General features: G+C 70.4%; 20 protein-coding genes, 1 tRNA gene and 3 pseudogenes. 17 read left to right on the top strand and 7 right to left on the bottom strand.

Annotation, left to right across the window (positions count from 1 at the left end; genetic code table 11):
- Window positions 1–128: 128 nt before the first annotated feature.
- The 14 genes and pseudogenes from IEY86_RS26925 to IEY86_RS26870 all read left to right on the top strand — a co-directional run bounded on the left by IEY86_RS26925 (window position 129) and on the right by IEY86_RS26870 (window position 12,295).
- Window positions 129–638 (top strand): lanthionine synthetase LanC family protein, encoded by a 510-nt coding sequence (locus IEY86_RS26925; RefSeq protein ID WP_189134459.1) that lies wholly within the window; start codon window positions 129–131, stop codon window positions 636–638.
- Complete coding sequence (locus IEY86_RS26920; RefSeq protein WP_189134458.1) at window positions 620–1,735, top strand: thiopeptide-type bacteriocin biosynthesis protein; 1,116 nt, start codon at window positions 620–622, stop codon at window positions 1,733–1,735. The genes IEY86_RS26925 and IEY86_RS26920 overlap by 19 nt, the downstream gene beginning before the upstream one ends.
- A gap of 554 nt (window positions 1,736–2,289) precedes the next feature.
- Window positions 2,290–3,021 (top strand): CRISPR-associated endoribonuclease Cas6, encoded by a 732-nt coding sequence (locus IEY86_RS26915; RefSeq protein ID WP_229698784.1) that lies wholly within the window; start codon window positions 2,290–2,292, stop codon window positions 3,019–3,021.
- Between the two features lie 71 nt (window positions 3,022–3,092).
- On the top strand, window positions 3,093–4,526 hold the full coding sequence (locus IEY86_RS26910) for a hypothetical protein (protein WP_189134456.1): 1,434 nt from the start codon (window positions 3,093–3,095) through the stop codon (window positions 4,524–4,526).
- Window positions 4,523–5,581 (top strand): type I-B CRISPR-associated protein Cas7/Cst2/DevR, encoded by a 1,059-nt coding sequence (gene cas7i, locus IEY86_RS26905; RefSeq protein WP_189134455.1) that lies wholly within the window; start codon window positions 4,523–4,525, stop codon window positions 5,579–5,581. The genes IEY86_RS26910 and cas7i overlap by 4 nt, the downstream gene beginning before the upstream one ends.
- A gap of 79 nt (window positions 5,582–5,660) precedes the next feature.
- Window positions 5,661–6,314: a CRISPR-associated protein Cas5 gene (gene cas5 / locus IEY86_RS26900; protein WP_189134454.1), complete on the top strand. Its 654-nt coding sequence runs from the start codon at window positions 5,661–5,663 to the stop codon at window positions 6,312–6,314.
- Window positions 6,315–6,422: 108 nt separating this feature from the next.
- On the top strand, window positions 6,423–8,771 hold the full coding sequence (gene cas3, locus IEY86_RS26895) for a CRISPR-associated helicase Cas3' (protein WP_308425180.1): 2,349 nt from the start codon (window positions 6,423–6,425) through the stop codon (window positions 8,769–8,771).
- A pseudogene (locus tag IEY86_RS38225) lies at window positions 8,768–8,839 on the top strand (CRISPR-associated protein Cas4); the annotation flags it as partial. The gene cas3 and the pseudogene IEY86_RS38225, both read left to right, overlap by 4 nt.
- Window positions 8,840–8,930: 91 nt before the next feature.
- On the top strand, window positions 8,931–9,266 hold the full coding sequence (locus IEY86_RS26890; protein ID WP_229698783.1) for a Dna2/Cas4 domain-containing protein: 336 nt from the start codon (window positions 8,931–8,933) through the stop codon (window positions 9,264–9,266).
- A gap of 4 nt (window positions 9,267–9,270) precedes the next feature.
- Window positions 9,271–9,690, top strand: a pseudogene (locus IEY86_RS38220) (CRISPR-associated endonuclease Cas1); the annotation flags it as partial.
- Window positions 9,691–9,829: 139 nt separating this feature from the next.
- Window positions 9,830–9,940, top strand: a pseudogene (locus IEY86_RS38215) (hypothetical protein); the annotation flags it as partial.
- 311 nt (window positions 9,941–10,251) lie between these two features.
- The gene (locus IEY86_RS26880; RefSeq protein ID WP_189134452.1) at window positions 10,252–11,580 is read left to right on the top strand and encodes an IS110 family RNA-guided transposase; all 1,329 of its coding nucleotides are present in this window, start codon (window positions 10,252–10,254) and stop codon (window positions 11,578–11,580) included.
- Window positions 11,471–12,025 (top strand): CRISPR-associated endonuclease Cas1, encoded by a 555-nt coding sequence (cas1, locus tag IEY86_RS37630; protein WP_265805618.1) that lies wholly within the window; start codon window positions 11,471–11,473, stop codon window positions 12,023–12,025. The genes IEY86_RS26880 and cas1 overlap by 110 nt, the downstream gene beginning before the upstream one ends.
- Window positions 12,026–12,043: 18 nt before the next feature.
- Window positions 12,044–12,295: a CRISPR-associated endonuclease Cas2 gene (locus IEY86_RS26870; RefSeq protein WP_229698781.1), complete on the top strand. Its 252-nt coding sequence runs from the start codon at window positions 12,044–12,046 to the stop codon at window positions 12,293–12,295.
- Between the two features lie 136 nt (window positions 12,296–12,431).
- On the opposite strand, the gene IEY86_RS26865 is transcribed toward IEY86_RS26870, so the two are convergent.
- From IEY86_RS26865 to IEY86_RS26835, 7 genes are all read right to left on the bottom strand, one after another.
- Window positions 12,432–12,704, bottom strand: coding sequence for an NAD(P)-binding domain-containing protein (locus IEY86_RS26865; RefSeq protein WP_189134449.1), 273 nt, complete (start codon window positions 12,702–12,704; stop codon window positions 12,432–12,434).
- Window positions 12,705–13,896: 1,192 nt separating this feature from the next.
- A tRNA-Pro gene (locus IEY86_RS26860) sits at window positions 13,897–13,970 on the bottom strand.
- 136 nt (window positions 13,971–14,106) lie between these two features.
- A complete protein-coding gene (gene egtD / locus IEY86_RS26855) occupies window positions 14,107–15,078 on the bottom strand; it encodes an L-histidine N(alpha)-methyltransferase (RefSeq protein ID WP_189134448.1) in 972 nt (323 codons plus the stop codon).
- Entirely contained in the window at window positions 15,075–15,860 is a 786-nt protein-coding gene (gene egtC, locus IEY86_RS26850) for an ergothioneine biosynthesis protein EgtC (RefSeq protein WP_189134447.1), read from the bottom strand. The genes egtD and egtC overlap by 4 nt, the downstream gene beginning before the upstream one ends.
- On the bottom strand, window positions 15,860–17,164 hold the full coding sequence (gene egtB, locus IEY86_RS26845; protein ID WP_189134483.1) for an ergothioneine biosynthesis protein EgtB: 1,305 nt from the start codon (window positions 17,162–17,164) through the stop codon (window positions 15,860–15,862). Before egtB ends, egtC begins: the two co-directional genes overlap by 1 nt.
- Window positions 17,165–17,346: 182 nt before the next feature.
- On the bottom strand, window positions 17,347–18,918 hold the full coding sequence (egtA, locus tag IEY86_RS26840; protein ID WP_189134446.1) for an ergothioneine biosynthesis glutamate--cysteine ligase EgtA: 1,572 nt from the start codon (window positions 18,916–18,918) through the stop codon (window positions 17,347–17,349).
- A 211-nt stretch (window positions 18,919–19,129) separates the two neighbouring features.
- Entirely contained in the window at window positions 19,130–20,245 is a 1,116-nt protein-coding gene (locus IEY86_RS26835; protein ID WP_189134445.1) for an aminotransferase class I/II-fold pyridoxal phosphate-dependent enzyme, read from the bottom strand.
- Window positions 20,246–21,026: 781 nt separating this feature from the next.
- On the opposite strand from IEY86_RS26835, the gene IEY86_RS26830 reads away from it, so the two are divergent.
- The 3 genes from IEY86_RS26830 to IEY86_RS26820 all read left to right on the top strand — a co-directional run bounded on the left by IEY86_RS26830 (window position 21,027) and on the right by IEY86_RS26820 (window position 24,594).
- Window positions 21,027–22,043, top strand: a complete 1,017-nt coding sequence (locus tag IEY86_RS26830) for a class I SAM-dependent methyltransferase (protein WP_189134444.1) — start codon at window positions 21,027–21,029, stop codon at window positions 22,041–22,043.
- Between the two features lie 90 nt (window positions 22,044–22,133).
- Complete coding sequence (locus IEY86_RS26825; RefSeq protein WP_189134443.1) at window positions 22,134–23,687, top strand: FAD-dependent oxidoreductase; 1,554 nt, start codon at window positions 22,134–22,136, stop codon at window positions 23,685–23,687.
- Between the two features lie 91 nt (window positions 23,688–23,778).
- Window positions 23,779–24,594: a DUF1206 domain-containing protein gene (locus IEY86_RS26820; protein ID WP_189134482.1), complete on the top strand. Its 816-nt coding sequence runs from the start codon at window positions 23,779–23,781 to the stop codon at window positions 24,592–24,594.
- Window positions 24,595–24,651: the final 57 nt, after the last annotated feature.

Raw genomic sequence — 24,651 nt, 5'->3', positions numbered from 1 at the left:
GCGCGTCCGCCCCCACCTGCCCGCCCACGCACCGCCCGGCTGGCCGCACGCACGTGTCGGTGCAACGGGACCGGCCGCGCCCGCGCATCGCCGGACGGCAGACAATCCAGCACGGGGGCGGGCTCGGTATGGTAGATCGTCGAGGCGGCGACAATGACCACGACTGCAACCCCAACCGGGGAGAGCTCGCAGGCGCCGGATCCTGCTGTCATCTCCCGCAAGAGCACCCCAGGCCAGCGCGGCCCAGTTGGTGCTACGGCACCCCCGGCATCGCCCGCGCCGGGCAGCTCGCCGCCCTCGCCACCGGCAACACCGCGTGGCAACTCGCCTTCGAGGACGCCTTCGCCCGCTGCCTGACCGACCCCGTCCAGCTCGCACGAATCACCGACCCCGGCCTGTGCCACGGCTGGGCGGGCCTGTTCCAGACCGCCTGGCGCGCCGCCCGCGACGCCGCCACCCCGGCCATCGCCGCGCACCTACCGCACCTCGCCGCCACCCTGGCCCGCCACGCCCGCCCCGGCGCTTGTGCCGGGGACGGCTTCCTCGAAGGCGACGTCGGCACCGCGCTCGCCCTGATAACCACCGCGTACGGAACTACGCCGAACTCGGGATGGGACTCATGCCTGCTGATCGACTGACTCGCGCCCACGCCGGGGGCCCCAGGCGGCTGGACCAGGCAGCGAACACCGTCCTGAGCGTCCTGGCCGGGACCCCGCTCACTGAGGCGGCTGCCCGAGGCGGACTGGAGCCGACCGTCCTTGCGGATGCCGTCGAGGTGTTCCTGCAAGCCGGCCTCCGCGCCCTCGCCGAGCAGGCGGCCGTCCACCACTGGTGGCAGATCTATCTGGAGTTCGCCGACTGGACGATGGCCGAGACCACCGCCGCCCGCCACCTACTGCCCCTGCTTCAGCAGGCCGAAGCCGACGGCCTCCTCACCGGCTGGTGGTTCATCCGCAAGCACCCGTGCTGGCGGCTCCGCCTGCCCCTCCAGTCCGACGTCGGGGTCAAGACCCGCCTCGGCGACGCCTTCGACAAGATGGCCGCCGAGCGGCACCTGACCCGGTGGTGGCCCGGCATCTACGAGCCCGAGCTGGTGGCCTTCGGCGGCCGCCCCGCGATGGACGCCGCCCACCGACTCTTCCACGCCGACAGCCGCGCCGTACTCGGCCTCGCCTCCGGCGACGAAGCCGCGCTGGGCCGCCCCGAACTCTCCGTCCTGCTACTCACCACGTTGCTGCGCGCAGCCGGACTCGAGTGGTACGAACAGGGTGAGGTATGGGACCGCGTCTGCCATGAACGGCCCCTGCCCGACGATGTCGCCGCCGAACGCCTGGCCTCGATGAGCGAAGACCTCAAACCGCTCCTCCTCGCCGACACGGACTCCGGCGGCCCATTGTTCGGCCCCGGCCGCCCGATCGCCGCCTGTGCCCCGTGGGCCGACGGCTTCCGCCAGGCAGGACGCAGCGTCGGGAACGCCGCCCGCGCGGGCATGCTGCAGCGCGGCCTACGCGACGTCCTCAGTTACCACGTGATCTTCCACTGGAACCGGATCAACATCCCACCCCGGATGCAGTCCGCGCTCGCCCGGGCAGCCCGCGACGCAATCCTCGGCCCCATCCGCGCCACCGGCAACCAGGTGCCGCAAGAGCGCACCCACCCCGCTCCGACCGGCACGCTGCCGCCCGGTGGCTGGGGCCCCTTTGGCGTCCGCCGGGGGCGACGGTGGGCGGGGTGACGGGGGCCGCAAGACGGCGAACCGAGCGCCTCAGGATGCTGCACAGCCCGCCGTGGCGGCCCCAGCCCCCTCTGCGCTGTTGCCTTGAGCCCGCCGCGACCAGGCGCTGGACGTGGCGTGCGCGGATGCCGGCCCTCATCGCACCAGAGACGTCTGGTATTCCCGGGGCTGGTCCATGACTGCCCGCCTTTACCCCGTGTCACGGGCCCCTCCCAGGGGCGATAACGCCGCGTTCGCAGGACTGGAGCACCACAAACTCAGCCAGTTGCAACCCCGTCCACACTGTTCCTGAACTGCACAGACGAGCCGGTGGCCATCGGCGCGCCTCGTGAGGCAGCCACCGGACATTGTGCACCGTGCGATCTCGTCGTGTCTGAGTTTCTGGTGATATTCCGCCCATGTCCTCCGCGGTGGCTAGTGTCTGCGTCCACGCGGGCTGACAGTGCCCGCTGATGCGAAGCCTCGCAGCGGCCACTGACATCAGGCCCAAGGGAGTACGGGCCCTCCCGTGGTGGGGCCGAGGTGCAGAGGGGGGATGGAGCGTGCGGTTACGAGTGGCCTTCCACACGGGGGCCCGGGAACTCGGCTGGGACGAGGTGCTGGCCCCTGGGCGGGCTTTGTGCTACGGCCTGCTGGAGCGAGGGGTCCCTGTTCTCGGGGCCCGCCTGCATGCGGCGGGGTGGGGGCCGCACGGGATGGTTCCATTCGGCTACGGGGCGCCGGTGTTCCCGGCGGCCAGGAGGCGGCGCGGGGTGTACGTGGCCGATGGGCCCGGGGTTGTGGAGCTGGGCAATCCCCTGCTGGAGGTCGTGGAGGGCTGGGCGGCGGCGTTGGCAGCGGTTCCCGTACTCGCTTGGGGGGCGACTGCGTTCATCCTCGACAAGGTCGAGGCTGTTAAGGCGCCCCCGTTCCCAGCCGGCCAGGCGGTGTTCCGCACTGCGACTCCGGTGGTGATGAAGTCCTCCGGCCGGGACGAATCGTGGGTGCGCACCCGGCGGCAGGCCTGGTGCCTTCCCGGGGAGCCGGAGTGGGACGCGTACATACAGGCCAACCTGCGCCGCAAGGCGGAGACGCTGGGGGTGGACCCCGACGTGACACTGGAGGGCGTCAGCTGGGTCGGTCCCAAACGGTCCTTCGCCGTGGCCGGCTCCGGCGGCGCGAGGGGCAAGAAGCCGGGGGCCTGCGTCGAGGTGGCGCTAAGCGGCGCTCCGCAGACCCTGTCCGCGCTGCACTCATGGGGTCTGGGCCAGGCGAACAGCACGGGCATGGGATGGATCAGTGCCTGAGCGTCAACGTATCCAGTCCTGCGGCTCAGCACCGGTTGTGCGTGGCCGCTGCTCGAGGAGGGGCATACGTCATGCCTGCCGCACCTGAGGTGGACATAGTCGTGCTGACGGCGAGTCCGCTCCAGCGGATCGGAGCGTTCGCGCTGTCCACTCTCGCCAACGTCCCGCATCCGCGGCAACTGGCGGGTGAGGTGTTCGAGGGTGTGCTTGAGCGGATGACCCGCGACCTGGTGGCCACGACCGGGGTCGCCAAAGCCGCCGATCCGGGTGGCTTCTGGCTCGGGGCCAGCTACATGCTCTGGCCCAACTCCAAGATCAACCCCACGGCCAGGGCCAAGCAGTCCCCCGCCGAGCGCACCCGTTTGATCGAGCAGTGGCGGTCTCGGCCCGACGCATCTCAGTGGCCCGGGGCGCCGTGTGCGTACTGCGGCCGTGCCGCCTGCGGTTGGTTCGGGAAGGTGGACATGCCGCTCGGCGCGAGCATCGCGCTCCGCAACACCACCGCACCTGCCCACGAAGGCACACCGCTGTGCTACCCGTGCGTGGCCTGTCTGTGGGCGTTCCCATACGGAGCGAGCCTGGCCGGCGGCAGGGCGGCGGTGATCCATACCTGGGACGAGGACTTCCTGGCCGCCGCGACGCGGGACGCTGTCCAGCGCACCTTGCGTGCGGCCGCCGCGGGGGAAGCGGCCAAGGCCGCCAAGCCCGGTCCGTACGCGCGAGAATTGTGGGTGCTGTCCGCGGTCCGCGCCTACGGCCGGCGGATCACCTGCGGTGTGGAGTTGATCGTGCTGTCCAACTCCAACAAGGAACAGCTTCTGGCCGAGTCGGAGCTTGATCAGCCGGTTGCCGAGTGGCTGCGATCCACCAGTCGGCGCCAAGAACGCCGTGCAGGATATCGACTGCTGGTGGCGACGCAGGGCACCGAGCAGGTGCCGGGTGAGGCGTTCTTGGCCAGGCGGGCGTTCACCCGGCCGTCGCAGGTGGTCGAGTTCGCCGTCGGCTACCTGCTGGGCGAGGTTTCCCGGACCAAGCGGGTTCCCAGCCGGACGTGTCGGCTCGCTCCGCTTGTGTACTCCTTCTGCCGTGAGGTGCTGACCATGGAAGACAAGGACATCGGACGGATCAGGGAACTGGCGGGGCGGCTCGCCGCGCTGCTCGGGCAGGACTCGCGCCCGGGGCCGTTCAGGGACTTCATCCGCGCCAATGCCAAGGGAGGCAACCTCTACGGCTGGTTCCGTTCCAAGGGCGTGGACTGGCTGTTGCACCCCCGGCCGCAGGGAACGGCGCGGGTGCTGTTGCCGGTGGAGGACTATCGGCTGCTGTTCGAGGACGAGCGCTCCTGGGCTTGGCGGCGGCTGCTGGTCTTCGCCGTCCTGGAGGCACTGGCCAACGCGGGCTGGGAGCCCGCGGGATCGCGGGAGGAACTGGAGGAGATCACAGATGTGGCCGGTGCCACGGGCACGGATGACGAAAGCGACGAAGAGGAAGAGGGAGAGGAATGACGTTCCTGGTGGGGCAGAGCATCATCCAGGTCAAGGCGGGTGCTCCGAACAACGGGCGCGGTGAGGACAACCGCGGCATGGTGAAGCAGTTCAAGATCGGGCAGCAGGTCTTCCCCTACGTATCCGCACAGGCGGCCCGGCGGTGGCTGCGTGAGAGCCTGCCCGCGGGTGAGCAGACCTCGCCGGTGGTGCGCTCCGGGGAAGGCAAGAAGCAACAGGCGTACACCCATGGCCGCCCCGACCAGTACCTGGACGACGACCTCTTCGGCTACATGATCGCCGTCAAGGCGGAGACGGAGGGCAAGGGCAGGAAGAGCGAGCCCAAGACGTTCATGCGGGACACGGTGCTGGCCTCCGGCACCCTGGTCGCGGTCGCACCGAACAAGCCGGTCACGGACTTCGGCACGATGAGCCGCGACTTCGAGCCCGGTACCAACCCGGTGATCCACGAGCACGAGATGTACACGGCTGACCTGGCGGGCGACCTGCTGCTGGACCTGCCGCGCGTGGGCACGTTCGAGACCGGGGGCAGGACCACCAAGACCGCCCTGCCCGCGGCGGTGGCCGCCGCCGTGGTCGAGGCCGGCGGTAGCCGGGTGACGCTGCGCGCGGTGGAGTGCGTGCGGCTGTCCATCGGCGAGCGCCGCCGCCGGGTCGCGGTGCTGCTGCGCACCATGGCAGTCGTCAAGGGCGGGGCCAAGCGGTCCGCGCACTACGGTGACCGCACACCCGGCCTGCTGATCCTTGCTCCGCTCAAGGGCGGCACCAACCCGTTCACCCGCGTGGTGCGCGAACGGGAACGAGGGACGTACTTCGCCACGGACATCCTGACCGAGGAAATCGAGGCGTGGTCCGACGAGCTGGACGGACCGGTGAGGATCGGCTGGGCACCGGGGTTCCTGGGCGGCCAACGGGACAGGGCCCGAGCGGACCTGGCAGCCCTGATCAAGAACGAGCAGGTGATCCTGGACCACCCGCGCGTCGTCCTGAACACGTTCGCCGACGAAATCGAGACGGGCCAGCACGACGGCTGGTTCGACGACCCTCTCAACTGACGTCCGACGCGCACGCTCATCGCCCCTGCGAGGGACACGCGCCTTCTCCAGACTCCCTGCCGTCCCAAGGAAACACGCCATGCCCCAGTCCCTGGAAGTGACCGTCAACGCCGCGATCGTGAGCTTTCGCAACCCGTTGTACGCCGGAGTACAGGTCACGCTGCCCTGCCCGCCGCCCTCCACGGTCGCGGGCATGCTCGCCGCGGCGGCGGGGGGCTGGGATCGCGTACCGGCGCGGACCCGTTTCGCCATGGCCTTTCGTGCCGCGGGCACCGGCACCGACCTGGAGACCTACCATCCCCTGGGAGCGCCCGGGACCGCCACCAACACCACCATCAAGGACCGTGATTTCCTGGCGCGCACCACACTGACCGTGTGGCTGACCGAGGACATCGACCTGTGGCGGCGGGCGCTGCGCCGCCCCGTGTGGCCCCTGCGGCTGGGCCGCAGCCAGGACCTGGTTGCCGCCACCGCCCGCGATGTCGAGCTGCTGGCGGGACCGGGCCGACAGGGCCACGCCGTCGTCCCGGACGGCCTGCCCGGTGCTACCGGACGTGCCATGCGCCTGACGACGGTCATCGCTGTGGACCGGGACCGCTTCAGCTGGGACAGCTACCGCTACGCACCCGCCGGCACCGATGTCCGCGTCGACAGCGGCCTGGCCACTGCGGACGGGCAGGCCGTAGCCATGCTTCCCGAAGTCCACCCCGCGCAGCTGACCACCGCAGCCTGACGCTACATCCGGAGCAACCGCCGTGAACCCTCTGCGGGCCAAGAGCCCCACCACTGCCGGCCAACCCGGTGAGCTGCTGACCAGCCACTTACTGAAGACCGCCGAGGCATTGAAGACATCCGGGACCGCATCGGCGACATCCCCGGCACGCCCTCCCAGTTCTGGACCTGGGCGACACTGGCCGCCCTGCTCCACGACACCGGGAAGCTGTCCGACGGCTTTCAGCGCATGATCGGCAACACCAACCAGCGCGCCATCGTGTGGGGAGAACGCCACGAGGTACTCTCACTCGGCTTCGTGGACCTGCTCCTGACCGGGGTACCTCCACAGGAGCGGCTGTGGGTGGCCGCCGCCGTTGCCGGTCACCATCGCGCCTTCACCTGCGGCCTGGAACTGCCGCGCCGACCACCCCTGTTCAACCAGTACGGACAGGACCAGGCCGAGGACTTCACCGCCAAATTCAGCCCCGCCGACCAGACCCGCCTGAACGACCTGGTGAAATGGCTGCGGGCCACCGCCCGGCGCCTGCACCTGCTCCTTCACCCTCCCCGACGGCCAATCACGGTTGCGGAGCTGGCCGAGGCTGCCCACCGGTTGTTCACCGCGCTGATGGACCGGTGGGAGACCTCGCTGCCCCCGGACGATCCAGACGGAACAACCGCCGTCCTGCTGCTCGGGGCCGTCACCATGGCCGATCACCTGTCCTCGGCACACTCTCCCCTGGCCACCACAAACCCCCTGACCGCCGACTATCCCTCCCGTCTGACCAGCGCTCTGGCCACCAAAGGCAGCGTCCTGCGCCCCCAGCAGCAGCAAGCCGCCGAGACCACCGGCAACCTTCTCCTGCGGTCGTGGACCGGAAGCGGCAAGACCGAGGCCGCCCTGCTGTGGGCCCTCAGGCAGATCCAGGACCTGAAGGAGCGCACGGGGGGCAACGCCCGAGTGTTCTACCTCCTGCCCTACCTGGCCAGCATCAACGCCATGACCGATCGCCTCGACGAAGCACTCGGCACCACCGACGGCATCGGCGTCGCCCACTCCAAGGCCGCCTCGTACCACCTGGCCCGGTCCCTCGCCGACGGCTGCCCCGGCGACGGCACGGTCGACGCAACCGGCACGCAGAACCGGGCCGCGGCGGCCGGCAAGGCCCGTGCCCGTGCCCGTGCAGAGGCGACCAAGAACTTCAAGGAACTGCTGCGCATCGGCACCCCCTACCAGCTACTGCGGGGCGCACTCGCCGGGCCCGTGCACTCCAGCATCCTGACCGACACTGCCAACTCGGTCCTCGTCCTGGACGAACTGCACGCCTACGACCCCCGCCGCCTCGGCATGATCCTGGCCATGACGCGGTTCTGGCACCGTATCGGTGGACGCGTCGCGGTGACGTCCGCCACCATGCCCCGCGCCCTGGAGAAGCTGGTCAGTCAAGCCCTGGAGGGACAGGTCACGCTGGTGGAAGCACCCCCTGGAACATGGGCACCGGTGCGGCACCGCCTCCACATCCGCCGTTCCCACCTCACCGACGACCCCTCGCGTGCCGAGATCCGCGACCACCTCGGCTCCGGCAGGTCCGTCCTCGTGGTCGCCAACAACGTCCGGGACGCGATCAGCCTCTACGAGGACCTGCGGCCGTTCTGCGGCCGAGCCCACGGTGAGGACTCCGCGTACCTGCTCCACTCGCGGTACCGGAGAATGGACCGCACCGCCATCGAGACCGGCATCGTCGACCGGTTCGCCGCCGGTAAACCCCGCCGCCCCGGGCTGCTGGTCGGCACCCAGGCCCTGGAGGTCTCCCTTGACCTCGACCTCGACGTCTGCCACACCTCCGCCGCGGACCTGGAACCGCTCATCCAGCGGTTCGGCCGCATCAACCGACTCGCCGCGCTTCCGCCGGCCCCGGTCGCCGTCCACCAGCCCGCATACGTGACCAGGCGCAGCAGCGGCGGCACCTTGTGGGCCGACGGTGTCTACGAAGCCGAACCGACCCAGCTGGCCTGGGACATCCTCACCCGCCACGACGGACAGACCATCAGCGAATCCACCGTCACCGAATGGCTCGACGAGATCTACCGCAGCCCCTGGGGCCAACACTGGGAACAGCAGGTCGCCCACCACGGCGCGAGCTTCGAGGACGCCTTCCTGAACTTCACCCTGCCCTTTGACGACCGCTCCGACCTCACCCGGCGCTTCGACGAGCACTTCAACGGCACCGAAGCCATCCTGGCCACCGACCGCGACCAGTACCAGCAGACTCTCCAGCACGGCCCCGACAGGGCGACAGGCCGTCTGGACGCCGATCAGTACCTGATCCCGCTGCCGGCCTGGAGCAAAGCACAAAGCCACTACGACACCTCGCTCCAGGTCCGGATCATCGACGCCGACTACGACCCTCATTTCGGCCTGCTGGCCATCCGCCGCGAACCGAGACAGACATACCGGCCCGGAGAGGTCCTGTGATCAACGAAGCAGACGTCGGGGGCGTCCACATCAAGTACCTCTTCCACTGTCCCCGGCAGTTGTGGCTCTACCTGCACGGCCTACGGCCGGAGCACCTGAACACACCGGGTGCAACTGGGCGAGGCGGTCCACAGCACCACCTAGACCCGCGACAGCCCGGTGGACCTGGGCGCGGCACGCATCGACTTCCTCGACGGACAGTGCTGGGTACACGAGGTCAAGTCCTCCACCCGCCCGACCGAGGCCGATCACGCTCAGGGACGCCACTACTGCCACCGGCTGCACACCCTTGGCATCCCGGTCGAAGGCACTGTCCTCCACTATCCCGCGACCCGCCGCACACAACGCCACCCCTACACCGACGATGAGGCGCGACAGGCCGCGGCCGACATCGCCGCCGTCCTGGCCGTGGCCGCAGCATCCACCTCACCCGACCGGCTGCCGCGCCCCCAGTGCCGCGGATGCAGCTACACCGACTACTGCTGGACGGAGTGACCCAGTGCCCACCGCCACCCGTACCTACTGGCTGACCAGCCCCAGCCGAATCCGCCGCAAGGACCAGTCACTCGTCATCGAACGGGCCACTGCTCCGAACGTCCACATCCCGATCACCGACGTACGCGACATCGTCGCCTGCGCCGAGGTCGACATCAACACCTCCGTCGTCTCCCTGCTCAACCGCCACCGCGTCAGCATCCACCTCCTGAGCTACTACGGCGACTATGCCGGCTCACTACTGACCTCCGACACCAGCACCTCCGGCAGTACCGTCCTGGCCCAGGCCCGCCTGGCCCAGGACGGCGAGACCGCGCTCACCATCGCGCGTGACATAGTTCAGGCCGCCGCCTTCAACGTCCGCCGAGTCCTGGACCGCAAGCTCCTCGCCCGCCCCCACACCGTCCTCCAGAACGCTGTCGCCGACGCCAGGCAGAGCCGAGCTCATGGGTGCCGAGGGCACTTTCCGCAGATCGGCGTGGGACGTCCTGGACAGCAAGCTGCCCTCGTAGCTCCAGCTCGGCGGTCGCAGCCGCCGCCCGCCCAAAAACGCCAGCAACGCCTTCATCAGCTACGTGAACGGCATCACCCACGCCCGGACACTCACCGCCGTACGCCTGACAGTGAGGATTGGCGATGGCATCGCCCGGAGGTCTGACTCTCCGCCTGACTGACGCTTCCGTTGTCCTCTTGGGGAATCGTCGGCCTGCCGGGCGATGCCGTCCGGCGCGTGGCCGGTCGGGCTTCCGTGACTTCATAGGAGTCAGCCGTTCACTGCGGATGACGCCTCGCGGGCGTGAAAATCGGTACGTGGGCTGTCCGCCGACGCCGATCGATGTTTGGGCTGTGAGCCCGCATAGGAGTCTGGTGAGGGAGCCGTCCGAGGGGCCGCACACTGCCGCCTTGAGCACGCCGATCAGCTTCTCCAGTTCCCCTCAGGCTCCCCGGGCAGCCCCGCCCGCACCGGTGCAACAGGGAGTACGTCATGGAGGAGTTGAGAGAAGACCACGACGACGGAACGGTCGCCAGGGTCGCGGCGATCGATATCGCCAAGGCGTCCGGGATGGTCCGCCTGCGCCTCCCGCACGACACCGTCGAAGGCCGGCGGATCCAGCAGGTCTGGACGGTTGCCTCGACCACCAACGCGATCCTGGAACTCGGCGACCGGCTCATCTGCCAGGGCGTTGAGCGGGTAGTGATGGAAGCGACAGGCTCGTACTGGCGACCGTTCTTCTACCTGCTGGAAGCCCGCGGCCTCGACTGCTGGCTCGTGAACGCGCGGGACGTGAAGAATGTCCCCGGCCGTCCCAAGACCGACAAGCTGGACGCGGTCTGGCTGGCCAAGCTCGCCGAACGCGGCATGGTCCGCGCCTCGTTCGTCCCGCCCAAGCCGGTCCGGCAACTGCGGGACTTCACCCGCACCCGCACCGTGTTCGTCCAGGAACGCACCCGCCGCAAGCACCGCGTGGACAAGGCCCTGCAGGACGCGCAGATCAAGCTGTCCGGGGCCGTCTCCGACCTGTTCGGCCTGTCGGGGCGGGCCATGATGAACGCCATGGTCGCCGGCGAACGCGACCCCCGTGCCCTTGCCGAGCTCGCCCGGGGCAGTCTCGTCAGGAAGAAGACGGCTCTGGCCGAGGCTCTCACGGGGCAGTTCGAGGACCACCATGCACGACTGCTCGGGGTGCTGCTGTCCACCGTCGACCATCTGACCGGCCAGATCCACGAACTCGACCGGCTCATCGCCCAGACCCTGAAGGAGATCACCACCCCGCACGACGGCCCGGGCGCCGGGGACGGGCCGACCGCCCCGGTGAGTGCACGGGCCCTGGCCGAACGGCTGGACGCCGTCCCCGGTATCGGGCCGACCACCGCGCAGATCATCCTCGCCGAGATCGGTGCGGACATGAGCCGCTTTCCCACCCCCGAACATCTCCTCTCGTGGGCGAAGTTATGTCCGCGCACCATCCAGTCCGGCGCGAAGAACACCGCGGGCCCGGCCGGACGGGGCAACCCCTGGCTCAAGGGCGCCCTCGGTGAAGCCGCCAACGCCGCCGCCCGCACCGACACCTTCTTCGGCGCCCGCTATCGCCGCATCGTCAAACGCCGCGGCCACGCCAAAGCCCTCGTGGCTGCCGCCCGCTCGATACTCGTCATCGCCTGGCACCTGATCAACGACCCGGACGCCTCCTACCAAGAGCTGGGTGCCGACCGGCACCGGCGCCATCTCGATCCCGCCCGCAAGACCCGCGACCTCGTCCGCCAGCTCCAGGCCCTCGGCCACCAGGTCGCCCTCACCCCGACAGCGGCCTGACCACTCGCCCCACCGACATCCGGTCCGTACGCGGCCCGGATGCTGCCGCCTGCCCTCCCGAAGGTCGATTTTCCGTTCAGCTTCCCCACTGCACAGCGGCATCGCGTTCCTTCACAGCAGCATGGAGCGCCAGCGACACTCCCTCGTCCTGGACTTGTCCGAGATGTTCAAGCCCCTGCTCGCCGGGCGACTGCTGCTGCGCCTGGCCGCCCGCAAGCAACTCAAGGAGCACCACTTCGACCGCGACACCAATCAAGCCATGCTCAGTGAAGCCGGACGCAAGCTTGCCGTCCAGGTGGTTCGGGACGCGTTCGCGGTCACCATCACCCACCGTTCCCTGGGCCGCCCCGTCGCCTACGATGAGCTCCTCTACCACGATGCCCTGGCACTGACGCGACGCTGCCTGGAAGGCACCCCTTACAAGCCCTTCCGCATCTGGTGGTAACCCATAGTGCATGTCATCGTGGTCTACGATACAGCCGCCGAACGCAACCCCCGAATACTCCGAACCTGCCGGAAATACCTACACCACGTGCAACGCAGCGTCTTCGAAGGCCAGCTCAGCGCCGCACAACTGCGCCGCTTCCGGGCTGCAGTCGAAGCCGTTCTCGACCTAAGCTACGACAGCGTCACCGTCTACAGTTTCCCGCCCGGCACCGCACCCGTACGCCACGCCTGGGGCGCCGCTGAACCCACTCCTACCGACATCCTCTGAAGCGGCGGTTCAACACCCAATTTCAGCACCACACCGGGTCCAACCGCACAACCGGAGGTCTGCTGAAATCCTGGCCACTTCCCCACCATCCCACCGCCCTCCGGCCTGCGGCTTTACCGTGGGGTCCTCATCGCCCCTACGAGGGGTAGCAACGCGTGGTAGTCCTCGGCGGGAATGTCGTACACGTCGGGTCCTCATCGCCCCTACGAGGGGTAGCAATCCGCAGCCGGGCCATCTCCAGTGAAGTGAGTGTCGTGGCCGCGTAGAAGGCGAGGCAGACGATCGTGTCCCGCTCGAAGCGCCAGGACTCCGCGAGTCTTCCGGCGTCCACCGTGCCGAAGCCCAGGCGGCCCATCAGGTCGGGCGCCAGGGCCTTGGACTGGTCATCGCCGCCGACGATCGGCAGCACGCCGGTCAGCCCGCGCTGGACAATCCAATTGGCACCGGATCTCGATCGCCGCACTGGCCTGCTACAAGCCTGGCGGCAGCGCTCCATGGAAGAGGCAGGTTCCGGCACCTGTGGTGGCGGCTTGCCACCACTAGGCGAGAGCCAGCTGCCGTATTGCTGCGTTACCCGTGTGCTGCCCCGGAGACCGATGAAAGTCGAACGGATGGCAGTCAACCACCGGGAGTAGTCTCCGGCCGCTCCTGAGGGCCACCCCCAACCAAGGACCAGGGCGCGCGGATCGTCGCCCTCGGCGACTACGATTCTCGGTCACACCGGAGGGTTCACCACCCCATGCGCGGACACCGGTTTCAAGCAGCCAGGTCGCGACTACCGACTCGCGCAATGACCACATCAGCGCCATGGGCACGACCAGCCATGTTCTGTGGACCCTGCCGAAGACTCCAACCTGCGGCTTGCCGCCCCTTTTGACCGAGCCGATAGCACTGGTTCGCGAACGGGGCAGCATCTGCTTCTTCCGGATTCCCGGCCACCCACGCAGTCGGCCTCAGAGACGCAGGAAATCGCGAACCACCTCGACCGGTGATCGTCGGACCGATCGACACCATACGCAACCGCAGCGCCCAGCGAACGTACGATCAACCCGCCCGGCGGCCCGTCCAGTTTGCCATACGGTGGCCCTCCACGAAGAGGCCCATACCGCGCCGTACGGCTGGGTATGGCGGTCTCGGATTGGGAGTGACCCGTCTGCGGGGGGAACGCCAAGGGGCTTTGCCTCCTCTTGGCGCGGCGCGCGTTCGGCGGGGCTGGCGCCAGGAGGGCGGCTACCTGCGCACACCAGTTGGCCGAGGGGGCCAGGCGAAGACCTCTCCCCCCGTCGCATGGGGAGCACGACGGCGTGCTCCCACTCCGGAAGGGGGTCGGGAGTCGTCAAGGGGTTCTTATGCCTCTCGATGGGTGGTGCATCCATACCGGTGGGGTGACTTTGGCACGCTACGGCTGACGGCTGCGCCCAGCGTCCCCGTACCGCGCCCCATGTCGACCGGATCGGGGGATGGACGAATCGGGCATGATTGACACCTGGGGAGCATGGGAGCACGAGGGCTCCCAGCCCGCTCCCACATGGGAGCAAACACCCGTACGACAAAGGCCGCCCTCGCTAAGCGAGAGCGGCCTTTGACCTGCTCGTTCTCTGTCGGGACGGCGGGATTTGAACCCACGACCCCTTGACCCCCAGTCAAGTGCGCTACCAAACTGCGCCACGTCCCGGTGCCCGTCCTCGCCGGTGGTTTCTCCGGCTGGCCGGGCATGAGAACCATATCGCACTTCGTGGGGTGCTCGCTTCCACCTGTCCTCTCGTGCGCGGAGAGTGATCGAGCGAGCACCCCATGAGCGCCGCCGCAGGTCAGGCGGGGACCGCCAGGGAGAGGGCGAAGCGGTGGGCGGGGTCGGTCCAGCAGTGGGAGAGGGTGAAGCCCGCCGCGGCGAGTTCGGCGCGGATGGTTTCCTCGCGGAACTTCGCGGAGATCTCCGTGCGCAGGTCCTCGCCCCGCTCGAAGGAGACGGCCAGGTCCAGGGCCCGGATCTTGACCGTGTGGGTGTGGCGGGCGCGCAGGCGCATTTCGATCCACTCCTGCTCGGCGTTCCACAGCGCGACGTGGTCGAAGGCGTCGGGGTCGAAGTCGGCGCCCAGTTCGCGGTTGATCACGGTGAGGACGTTCTTGTTGAAGGCCGCCGTCACGCCCGCGCTGTCGTCGTAGGCCGCGACCAGGGTGGCCTCGTCCTTGACCAGGTCGGTGCCGAGCAGGAGGGCGTCCCCGGGACGGAGGTCGCCGCGCAGGGTGGGGAGGAAGGCTGCGCGTTCCTGCGGGAGGAGGTTGCCCAGGGTGCCGCCGAGGAAGGCCAGCAGGACCGGGGCGTCGGCCTCGTCCAGGCCGATGGGCTGGTTGAAGTCGGCGGCCAGGGCGTGGACGGTCAGGTCCGGGTAGTCGGCGAGCAGGGCCTCGCCGGCCTGGCGCAGGGCGCTCTCGCTGACGTCCACGGGGGTGTACTGGCGCAGAGTGCCGTGGGCGCGCAGGGCGTCGATCAGCAGGCGGGTCTTCTCGGAGGAGCCGGAGCCGAGTTCGACCAGCGTGCGGGCGCCGGTGAGGGCGGCGATGTCCTTGGCGCGGACGGCCAGGATCTCGCGTTCCGCGCGGGTCGGGTAGTACTCCGGCAGACGGGTGATCTCCTCGAACAGCTCGCTCCCGCGGGCGTCGTAGAACCACTTGGGAGGCAGCCACTTGGGGCTGTCGGTGAGTCCGCTGAGGACGTCGTGGCGCAGGGCGGCCGCGGAGTCGTCGGCGGGGAGGTGGCGGGTGACGTTGAACGTGCTCACGAGCAGGGGGTCCTCTCGGCGACGACGGGGGACGGTACGGATGTGGGCGGTGGGTCCAGTGAGGTGAGGTGGACGGCGTCCGGGGTCGCGACGAGGACGGTGCGGTCCGGTACGGGTTCCCAGCGCGGGTCGTCGTCGGTGGGTTCGGAGGCCACGACGACGGATCGGCCGGGGGTGTGGAGGTGGAAGAGGGTGTCGCCCCAGGTGGTGGCGGCGATGGCGGCGCCGTCGGTCAGCAGGAGGTTGAGGCGGCCGATGGCGACCCGGCGGACGACGTCTGCCAGGGCCTCACCCGGTGGGGCGCCTGTGCGCAAACGATTCAGCACGAGCGCCCACACGAGGGCGGAGTCGCAGCGGGACTCCAGAGTCAGCAACTCCTGCGCAGGCAGGGCGGCCGCGGCGGCCGCGAGGGACGCCGGCCAGCCCGGCAGGGCTCCGTTGTGGCTGAACAGCCACTGGTCGGCCTTGTACGGGGCCGCGGAGGCCTCCCCCGCCTCCGTGCCCTCGGTGGCCGACCGGACGGCGGCGAGTACGGCGCCGCTGCGCACCACGCGGGCGACGTCGGCGAACGACGGGTCCGCCCAGATGGGCACGGCGCGCCGGTAGCGGGCCGGCTCGGGGTCGCCCTCGGCGTACCACCCGGCGCCGAAGCCGTCGGCGTTGACCGTGCCGTACTTCTGCAGGCGCGGCTCCCAGGACTGCCGGTACAGGCTCCGCTCGGGGGTGATCAGCAGCTCACGCAGCGATGTGGGCGGGCCGAGATAGGCCAGGTGGCGGCACATCAGACACTCTCCGCGGAGGTGGGACGGTCATCGCGAGCGGTACGGAAGCCGGAGAAGATCTGGCGCCGCACCGGGTGGTCCCAGTTGCGGAAAGTGCCCCGGCAGGCGACGGGGTCCACGGCGAACGAACCGCCGCGCAGCATCTTGTAGTCGCCGCCGAAGAACACCTCGGAGTACTCGCGGTACGGCCACGCCGAGAAGCCCGGGTAGGGGTGGAAGCCGCTGGAGGTCCACTCCCACACATCGCCGATGAGCTGGTGGACGCCGAGCGGGGAGACCCCGGCCGGGTACGCGCCGACGGGGGCGGGCTGGAGGTGGCGCTGGGCGAGGTTGGCGTGGTGGGGCTGCGGGTCCTCGTCGCCCCACGGGTAGCGCAACGAGCGCCCGGTGGCGGGGTCGTGCCGCGCGGCCTTCTCCCACTCGGCCTCGGTGGGCAGGCGCCGCCCGGCCCAGCGGGCGTAGGCGTCGGCCTCGTACCAGCTGACGTGCACGACGGGCTCGGCCGGGGGGACGGGCTCGGTCACACCGAAGCGGCGGCGCAGCCACTGGCCCGCCTCGCGCTTCCAGAACAGCGGGGCGGACAGCTTGGCGTGGTTGCGGTGCGCCCAGCCCTCCTCGGTCCACCATCGGGGCTCGTCGTAGCCGCCGTCGTCGATGAACTCGATGTAGGCCGCGTTGGTGACCGGCACCGTGTCGATGTGGAAGGCGGCCACGTCCACGGCGTGCGCGGGGCGTTCATTGTCCAGCGCCCAGGGCTCGGTGGAGGTGCCCATGGTGAACTGCCCGGCGGGGACGAGGATCTCCTTGGGCAACGGGGTGCTCGGCGCCTCGGGGGGCGGCGGTGCGGTCAGCACGGCCGGGCCCTTGCGGAGCTGGTGCGTGATGAGCATGGTCTCGTCGTGCTGCTGCTCATGCTGGGCGATCATGCCGAAGGCGAAGCCGTCGGAGAGGAGGCGGTTGCCCTCGAGGGGTGCCTTCTCGATGAGGTCGAGCACGCGTCCGCGGACCTCGGCGCTGTAGGAGCGGGCCTGGGCGGGCGGGAGCAGGGGCAGGCTGGGGCGCGTGGCCCGGGGGTGCTCGAACGCGTCGTAGAGCGGGTCGATCTCCGGGTGCATGGGGTCACGGCCGGCGACGTTGCGCAGGAGCCACAGCTCCTCCTGGTTGCCGATGTGCGCCAGGTCCCAGACCAGGGGCGACATCAGCGGGGAGTGCTGGGCGGTGAGGTCGGGCTCCTCGACGCAGTCCGTGAGAGCCGCGGTGCGGGCGCGGGAGGCGGTGAGGGCGTCGGCTATGCGTTCGCGCAGCCGTTCGCCGTCTCCGGCCGCGGTCGGTCCGTCGGCTCCGGACGGTCCCGAAGGGCGCGCGGCCCCGGGGGCTCCGGAAGGGGTTGCGGCTCCGGGGGCTCCGGGGGCTCCGGGGACTCCGGAAGGGGTTGCGGCTCCGGCGGGTCCTGACGGTCCCGAGGGTCCTGCGGGGGCTTGAGGGGTCAGCACCGTGGGGTCTCCCTTCCAGGTGCGGGCAGGGTGCGGGCTCGGCTGCCGCGAACGGCGTCGAGCAGGTCGTCGGCGGGACATCGACCCCGCGCGACATGCCGCTGCGCGAAGTCGGCGACGGCGGCTCGTATCTCGTCGGTGGCACCGAGTCGCGGCAGTGCCGCGGCGGCCGCGGTGAAGCAGGCTTCGGCGGCCTGGCGCAACTGCGGATCGGTGAGACCGTCCCGGGCCGCACGTATCCACAGCGGGTTGCGCGGCGCGCGGGCGCCGGGGGTTATGAGGCTGCCGGCCACCGTCTCGGCGGTGAGGGCGGCCTCCTCGTCGTCGAACAGGGCGGTGACCACGGCCAGCGGAACGATCCACCCGTCATCGCCCGGCTGGGCGTCGATCATGCGCAGCTCCAGGTGTCCCTGGGGCCGAACGGGTGGGAACAGCGTGGTCAGGTGGTACGCCAGGTCCTCCACGGTGGGAGGGCGGTCGACTTCGGGCGCGCAGCCCGCTCCCCCGTCGATCCACTGGCGGAACGAGACGCGGGCGGGAGCCGTCCATGGCTGTCCGTCCTCGCGACGCAGGCAGAGCAGGGCCGCGTCGAGGGCGTAGCGCGCCCATGCCTCACGTGGGTCGATGCCGGGGACGGGTTCGATACCGGCGGGGCCGCCGGAGGCGGGTTCGGTACCGGCGGGGCCCCGGGAGACGGGTTCGGTACCGGGGACGGGTCCGGTCGCGGCTCCCCCGGGTCCGTCGAAGGGGTGCGCTCCCCCGAGCGACTCGGGTCCCGCAAAGCCATCCGCGCCCTGGGGGGCCAGGGTGCGACTCGGGTCCATCCTCGACCAGACCGCCTGTCTGGTCGACCGCCATCCACTGGGGCGCCCGTGCCACAGCGGGGAGTTGGCGAACGCCGCGACGAACACGGGGCCGAGCAGGTGGGCGAGCCTCCACCGTCTGGCGTAGCCGGTGGGGCCGCTGTCCTCGGTGCCCGCGTCGAGGCAGACCTGGACGGAGGCGGACGCGCCCATCATGTTCCGCCCGGCGGAACCGGTGCGGTCGAAAAACTCCTCCATCGCCGCGTAGCGAGGGAGGTCGAGGACGCGCACGGGGGGTCGCCAGGGGTCGTGGCCGAAGCCGACGAGTGTGTAGCCGCGGGTGCGCAGTGCGGCCCTGAGGGTCGCGAGATCGGCATGTACGCCTTCGACGCACTGCGGCAGGGAATCGGCGGGAAGGGAGCTGAGCTCGACCTGCCCGCCGGGTTCGCGGGTGATGGCGGCTCCGGTGGGGAGTCCGCTGGTGGCGCTGCCATCACTGCCGTTGACGGTCAGTGTGGCCAGGGCCTCCGCGAGGTGGTGCTGGTCGACGGGGAGTGCGGGATCGTTGACGTCCTGGACTATCCATTCCAGTTCGACGCCGATACGTCGAGGCGGGCCTGTCTTGAAACAGATGCCTCGGACATAGGCCTCGGCATCGTCGATGGTGAGGGCGCCCGCCGCGGGAGGCGTGCGTGGCGGGCCGGCCGCGGGTCGCGAGGCCGGGTGCGCCACCGCTGAGCGCATCGGTTGTACATCGCGCATGTCCAGGTTCCTCCAGTCATCGCGGGGATCTCCCGCAGGTGGGGGCTTGGGGGCTCTGTACGTGGTTGTGGTCCGTGCCTGCTGTTTCTCTGCGCGGGCGCGGCGTGTCCTGTTAGTCTCCCCCGGTTCCCGGGCGTCCGCCCGCCCGATTGCTCCTGCCGCTTTCTCGATCCTGCGTGCCCAAATCGACGCCGACCACTCCTCGAAATGGCTACGAGCGGTCGGCCCCGGGTCTCATACGGCCACTGGCACAACCACTCAGACGGAGCACAGCTTCCCTCAGCCGGGGCCGAGGAAGGGCGAAATTCAGCCGTAGGAAGCCCTCTCCCTCGGGGCCGAAAACCGACCCGTCCTGAAGGGCGAGGCCGCAGGAATCGAGAAGGGCGGCAGCCGGGGTGGACCCTTCGGGCGGCACGGGGAGGGCTGAAGCGTCGAGCCAGAGGAGGTAGGACGCCTGGGGGACGCAGGTGACCAGGCCGGGAATGGACCCGAGGGCGTCCACGGCCAGATCGCGGTTGTCCCGCAGATGGGCGACGAGCCGGTCCACCCAGGGACCGCCGTGCTCGTAGGCGACGTCCTGGGCGAGCGCGCCGAGGACCCTGGCCCCTTCGAAGAAGCCATAACTCTCCACGGCCGTGACCAGGCGGGCGCGCAACTCGGACGAAGGTACGACGAGCAGGGCGTCGGCCAGCCCGCTGACGTTGAACGTCTTGCCGACCGAGTGAACGGTGACCGTGCGGGCCGCCAGCTCCTCCCCCACCGCGTGGACGGCGACGGGGTGCGCGCCTCCCGGGTGGACCAGGTCGCTGTGGACCTCGTCGCTGATGAGGACGGCGCCCTGCTCGGCGGCGGCCGCGGCGAGGCGGCGGATGTCGTCGGCCTGCCAGACGCGCCCGGTGGGGTTGTGAGGGTTGCTGAGCACGATGGCGGTCGCTCCGCGACGGGCGGCGCGCGCCTCGAACTCCTCGACGGGCAGCCGGTAGCCGTCGGGGCCGCCGCGCTCGAGGGCGATGGCGTCGTAGAACAGGCCGGCGGCGCGGGTGACCTGGGCGAACCCGCCGTACTCGGGGGCGGGGGCGAGTACGGGACCGGGGGGTCGGCGGGCGCCGCCCGCGGTGAGGGCGTCGAGGAGGAAGCGGATGGCGCTGCGGGGGCCGAACGGGAGCTGCACCAGCCAGTCCGGGTCGATGCGCGCGCCGAACCGCTCGCGATACCACGCCACCGCCAGTTCACGGCTGCGCGGACCGGGGAGGGTGTAGCCGAGGGCGGGATGCAGGGACCGCTCGCGCAGGGCGGCGAAGAGGGCCGGGAAGCCGGGCAGGTCCATATCCGCGACGCCGAGCGGGATGCGGTGGGGATCCTGCTCGGTCCCGGCGACGGCCCATTTGATGCTGCGGCTGCCCGAGCGGTCGAACTCCTCGGGGAAGTCGGGGAAGTCCGAGCAGTCGGGAGGCTCCGGAAAGTCGGGAGGCTCCGGGGAGCCGGNGGCCTGGCAGCTCCGGGGAACCGAGTGGGTCAGGAGGGCCTGGCAGCTCCGGGGAACCGAGTGGGTCAGGAGGGCCTGGCAGCTCCGGGGAACCGAGTGGGTCAGGAGGGCCTGGCAGCTCCGGGGAACCGAGTGGGTCAGGAGGGCCTGGCAGCTCCGGGGAGCCGAGTGGGTCCGTGCCGGCGACTTCCGGTGGCTCGGGGGACTCAGGGGACACGGGGGGCTCGGAGGACTCGGGGGGCTCGGGGGACACGGGTGCCGAGGCGGCCGCGGGCGCGTCGGTCGACGCGTCCCCCGCCGCCTGGGGAAACGCCTTCGGACTCTCCTCCGGCACCTGTGGCCCCTCTCGTCGTAGGCCGCCCACGGGCATGCTCTGACGATCCTGCCAGGCGGCACTGACAGTGGACCTGGACGGCGCCTCGGTTTCCCGTCCGGGAGTGAGTGGGTGAGTGGGTGGGTGGGTGGGTGCGCTTCCTGCTCGGGGCGGTGGGATCGACGCGGCCCGGAGCACCCCCCCCATATGAATATGAATACCATTACGCCCGGGCTTGGACCCCGCGCCCCACACCCGCGCCCACGCGAATCGCCTCCGCTACCGTCGCCCCCGACAGAAAGGGCCGCCATGACCACCGCAGAAACCGCCACCGCGACCACCGCCGGGACCACCGAACCCACCTGGAACCGCACCCGGCTCGAGAAGTTCGAGCGCTTCGACCGTGAAGGCTGGGCCGCCCGCAGTGCCACCTACGACAGCGGTTTCGCCCGGCTCACGGCCGGAGTCCACCCGGTCCTCCTGGACCGCGCCGGGGTCGTCGCGGGCACGCGGACACTCGAGGTCGGCTGCGGGTCCGGACGCCTGTCCGCCGCCGCGCTCGCCCGAGGGGCCGAGGTGGTGGCCACGGACGCCGTCCCCGGCATGGTCGAAGTCGCCGTGAACGCCCTGCCCCACGCGGAGGTCCGCCTTGCCGCCCTCCCCGATCTGCCGTTCGTGGACGGGGAGTTCGACGCGGTCGTCGGCGCGTTCGTGATCAACCATGTCCCGGAGCCCCCGGCCGCCGTTGCCGAACTCGTCCGGGTGACCCGTCCGGGTGGGCGGGTCGTGCTGTCCTGCTGGGATTCGGCCGAGCTCAACCGGGCGCAGAGTGTCTTCTTCGACGCTGCCGCCGAGGCCGGGGCCGCCACGCCCGTGGAACTGCCCGCCGGATCTCCGTTCCAGGCCCATGCCGGGGCGGAGGGCTTCGCCCGGTTGCTGCGCGACGCGGGGCTGGAGGACGTCGCGGTGGAGCCGGTGTCCTGGACCCACCGGGTGGCGCCGGACCAGTGGTGGCACGACATCCTCGCCGGGACCGTGCTGACCTCCGCCCTGGTGCGGGGGCAGGACCCGGCGACCGTTCGACGCATCCGCGCCGCCTACGACCGCCTCGTCGCCCAGTACGCCGTGAGCGACGACGGCGTGAGCGAGTACGCCGTGGGTGACAACGGCGTGGGTGACATGGGCGTGGGTGACAACGGCGTGGGTGACAACGGCGTGGGCGACGACCGGGACGGAGCGACGGTGGAACTCCCCGTGGCCGCCCTCGTCGCGACAGGCGTTCGCCCCGACGCCGTCGCGGCGGCCGACACGACGGCGAGCCGCTGAAAATCCCGCCAGGGGGCATGCTTGAACTCGCGATACATCGATACATGATCCCGGCTGTGCGGAGCTTCATCCAGAGGGAGTGAGCGGACCATGGCGGAGCGACTGGTCGTCGTCGGGGGCGACGCCACGGGCATGTCGGCGGCCTCCCAGGCCCGTCGGTACAAGGACCGGGCGGCCCTGGAGATCATCGCGTTCGAACGAGGCAACTACACCTCGTACTCCGCCTGCGGGATCCCGTACTGGGTGGGCAATGTGGTGGACGGGCCGGAACGGCTGGTGGCGCGCAGCCCCGAGGAGCACCGCAAGCGCGACATCGATCTGCGGATGCGGACCGAGGTCACCCGCATCGACCTGGAACGTCGGCGTGTACGCTCCCGCGACCTCGGGCCACAGCACCCCGGCTCACGTGACTCACGTGACTCACGTGACTCGGACTCACGTGACTCGGACTCACGTGACTCGGACTCACCGGACTCGGACTCACCGGACTCGAACTCACCGGACTCGGACTCACCGGACTGGGACTCACGGGATTTCGGATCCGGCGACGGGGCCGAGTCATGGACGGAGTTCGACCACCTCGTCATCGCCACGGGCGCCGAGCCGCTGCGGCCCCACCTGCCCGGGATCGACGCGCCCAACGTCCACGGTGTGCAGACCCTCGACGACGGCGAAGCACTCCTGCGCACGCTGGAGGAGGCGGACGGCGAAGCCCATGAACAGGCCCATGAAGCGGTCGTGGTCGGAGCGGGCTACATCGGTGTCGAGATGGCCGAAGCGCTGATCCGCCGAGGCTTGCGGGTCACCCTGCTGGAGCGCCGCGAGCAGCCGATGTCGACTCTCGACCCGGACATGGGCTCGCTCGTGCACAAGGCCATCGAGGCCATGGGCATCGACGTGGTGACCGGGGCGACGGTGAGCGAGATCCGCACCGACGACGGCGGCCGGGCGCGGGCGGTGGTCACCGACGACGGGCAGGAGTTCGCGGCCGATGTCGTCGTCCTCGGCCTCGGGGTGCGGCCGAACACCGCTCTCGCGCGGGAGGCGGGGCTGCCGCTGGGCGAGTCCGGCGGCCTTCTCACCGATCTGGCCATGCGGGTGCGGGGCCTGGAGGGGATCTGGGCGGGCGGCGACTGCGTCGAGGTGCTGAACCTCGTCTCGGGCCGCACCCAGCACATCCCGCTCGGCACGCACGCCAACAAGCACGGCCAGGTCATCGGGACGAACATCGGCGGCGGCTACGCGATGTTCCCCGGTGTAGTGGGCACGGCCGTGAGCAAGGTCTGCGACCTCGAGATCGCGCGGACGGGGCTGTTGGAGGAGGACGCCCTGGCGCTCGGGTTGCAGTTCGTGACGGCGGTGATCGATTCGACCAGCAGGGCCGGCTACTACCCGGATTCCGAGAAGATGACGGTCAAGATCTTGGCGGAGCGGCGCACGGGGCGGCTGCTGGGTATGCAGATCGTCGGCAAGGAGGGGGCGGGCAAGCGCGTGGACGTGGGAGCGGTGGCGCTGACCAACCGGATGACGGTGGAGCAGATGACCGCTCTCGACCTCGGTTACGCCCCGCCGTTCTCCCCCGTGTGGGACCCCGTGCTGGTGGCGGCACGCAAGGCGGTGAAGGAGGTCGCGCGCGACAGCTGATCGCGCGCCCCGTTTCCCTCTCCCTTCCCGGGGCAAGCGCAGCCTGACGCAAGGGGAGGCAACGGTGAACGCATCGTCGATCGCACGGGGAATGCATTCGGCTCGCCGGACGGGCCGGGGGAAGGCGGGCAGCCGAGGCCTTGAGGTGGCCGCTCGTTGGGGGCTGGCCGCACGCGGTGTGATCTACCTGCTCGTCGGTGTCCTGGCCCTGAGGATCGCCTTCGGCGACAACGGGGAACAGGCCGACCGCGGTGGAGCGCTCCACGCGCTGGCCAAGCAGCCGTTCGGCTCGGCGCTGGTCTGGGCGGTCGGCGTCGGGCTTGCCGGGATGGCGCTGTGGCGGCTGTCCGAGGCGGTCTTCGGGGCCGCCGGTCCGGACGGGCGCAAGACCTCCAAGCGGCTGGCGTCGGCCGGACGCTTCGTCTTCTACACCGTGGTCGCCTATTCGGTGCTGTCCTTCGCGGCGGGTGAGAAGGGCAGCGGTTCCAGCGACAAGCAGTCGCAGGACGTGACGTCGCGCGTCATGGATCTGCCCGCCGGCCGGTGGCTGGTCGGGATCGGTGGCATCGTCATCGCCTGCGCAGGTGTGTGGATCGCGTTCCGGGCCATCCAGCGCAAGTACCACAAGCATCTGAAGCTCTCGGAGATGTCCCCGCGCATCAGGAAGGCCGTGGATGTGCTGGGAGTGGGCGGTGGAGTGGCCCGCGGCGCGGTGTTCGCGGTGGCGGGTGGCTTCGCGGTGGCGGCCGCGGTGCGCTACGACCCCGACAAAGCGAAGGGGATCGACGACACGCTGCGTACGTTCTCGCGGACGGCGGCGGGGCCGTGGCTGCTGGTGGCGGTCGCGGTGGGGCTGGCGCTGTTCGGCCTCTTCTCTTTCGCGATGGCCCGGTGGCGGAGGGTATGAGGCGGCGCGAGGCGTGAGGCGGCGCGAGGCGTGACGAAAAGCGAACCGCCTACGCTG

It is taken from the genome of Wenjunlia tyrosinilytica, assembly GCF_014646055.1.
Lineage (GTDB): Bacteria > Actinomycetota > Actinomycetes > Streptomycetales > Streptomycetaceae > Wenjunlia > Wenjunlia tyrosinilytica.
Note: the sequence above shows the minus strand (reverse complement) of the source record. Positions and strands in the feature narration are given on the sequence as shown.

Bases quoted from the DNA above. Each gene is read 5' to 3' on its own strand.
- IEY86_RS26925 (WP_189134459.1), top strand. From the start codon at position 129: ATGGTAGATCGTCGAGGCGGCGACAATGACCACGACTGCAACCCCAAC.
- IEY86_RS26920 (WP_189134458.1), top strand. From the start codon at position 620: ATGCCTGCTGATCGACTGACTCGCGCCCACGCCGGGGGCCCCAGGCGG.
- IEY86_RS26910 (WP_189134456.1), top strand. From the start codon at position 3,093: ATGCCTGCCGCACCTGAGGTGGACATAGTCGTGCTGACGGCGAGTCCG.
- cas7i (WP_189134455.1), top strand. From the start codon at position 4,523: ATGACGTTCCTGGTGGGGCAGAGCATCATCCAGGTCAAGGCGGGTGCT.
- cas5 (WP_189134454.1), top strand. From the start codon at position 5,661: ATGCCCCAGTCCCTGGAAGTGACCGTCAACGCCGCGATCGTGAGCTTT.
- IEY86_RS26880 (WP_189134452.1), top strand. From the start codon at position 10,252: ATGGAGGAGTTGAGAGAAGACCACGACGACGGAACGGTCGCCAGGGTC.
- egtC (WP_189134447.1), bottom strand. From the start codon at position 15,860: ATGTGCCGCCACCTGGCCTATCTCGGCCCGCCCACATCGCTGCGTGAG.
- egtA (WP_189134446.1), bottom strand. From the start codon at position 18,918: ATGCGCGATGTACAACCGATGCGCTCAGCGGTGGCGCACCCGGCCTCG.
- IEY86_RS26835 (WP_189134445.1), bottom strand. From the start codon at position 20,245: ATGGACCTGCCCGGCTTCCCGGCCCTCTTCGCCGCCCTGCGCGAGCGG.
- IEY86_RS26830 (WP_189134444.1), top strand. From the start codon at position 21,027: ATGACCACCGCAGAAACCGCCACCGCGACCACCGCCGGGACCACCGAA.
- IEY86_RS26825 (WP_189134443.1), top strand. From the start codon at position 22,134: ATGGCGGAGCGACTGGTCGTCGTCGGGGGCGACGCCACGGGCATGTCG.
- IEY86_RS26820 (WP_189134482.1), top strand. From the start codon at position 23,779: ATGCATTCGGCTCGCCGGACGGGCCGGGGGAAGGCGGGCAGCCGAGGC.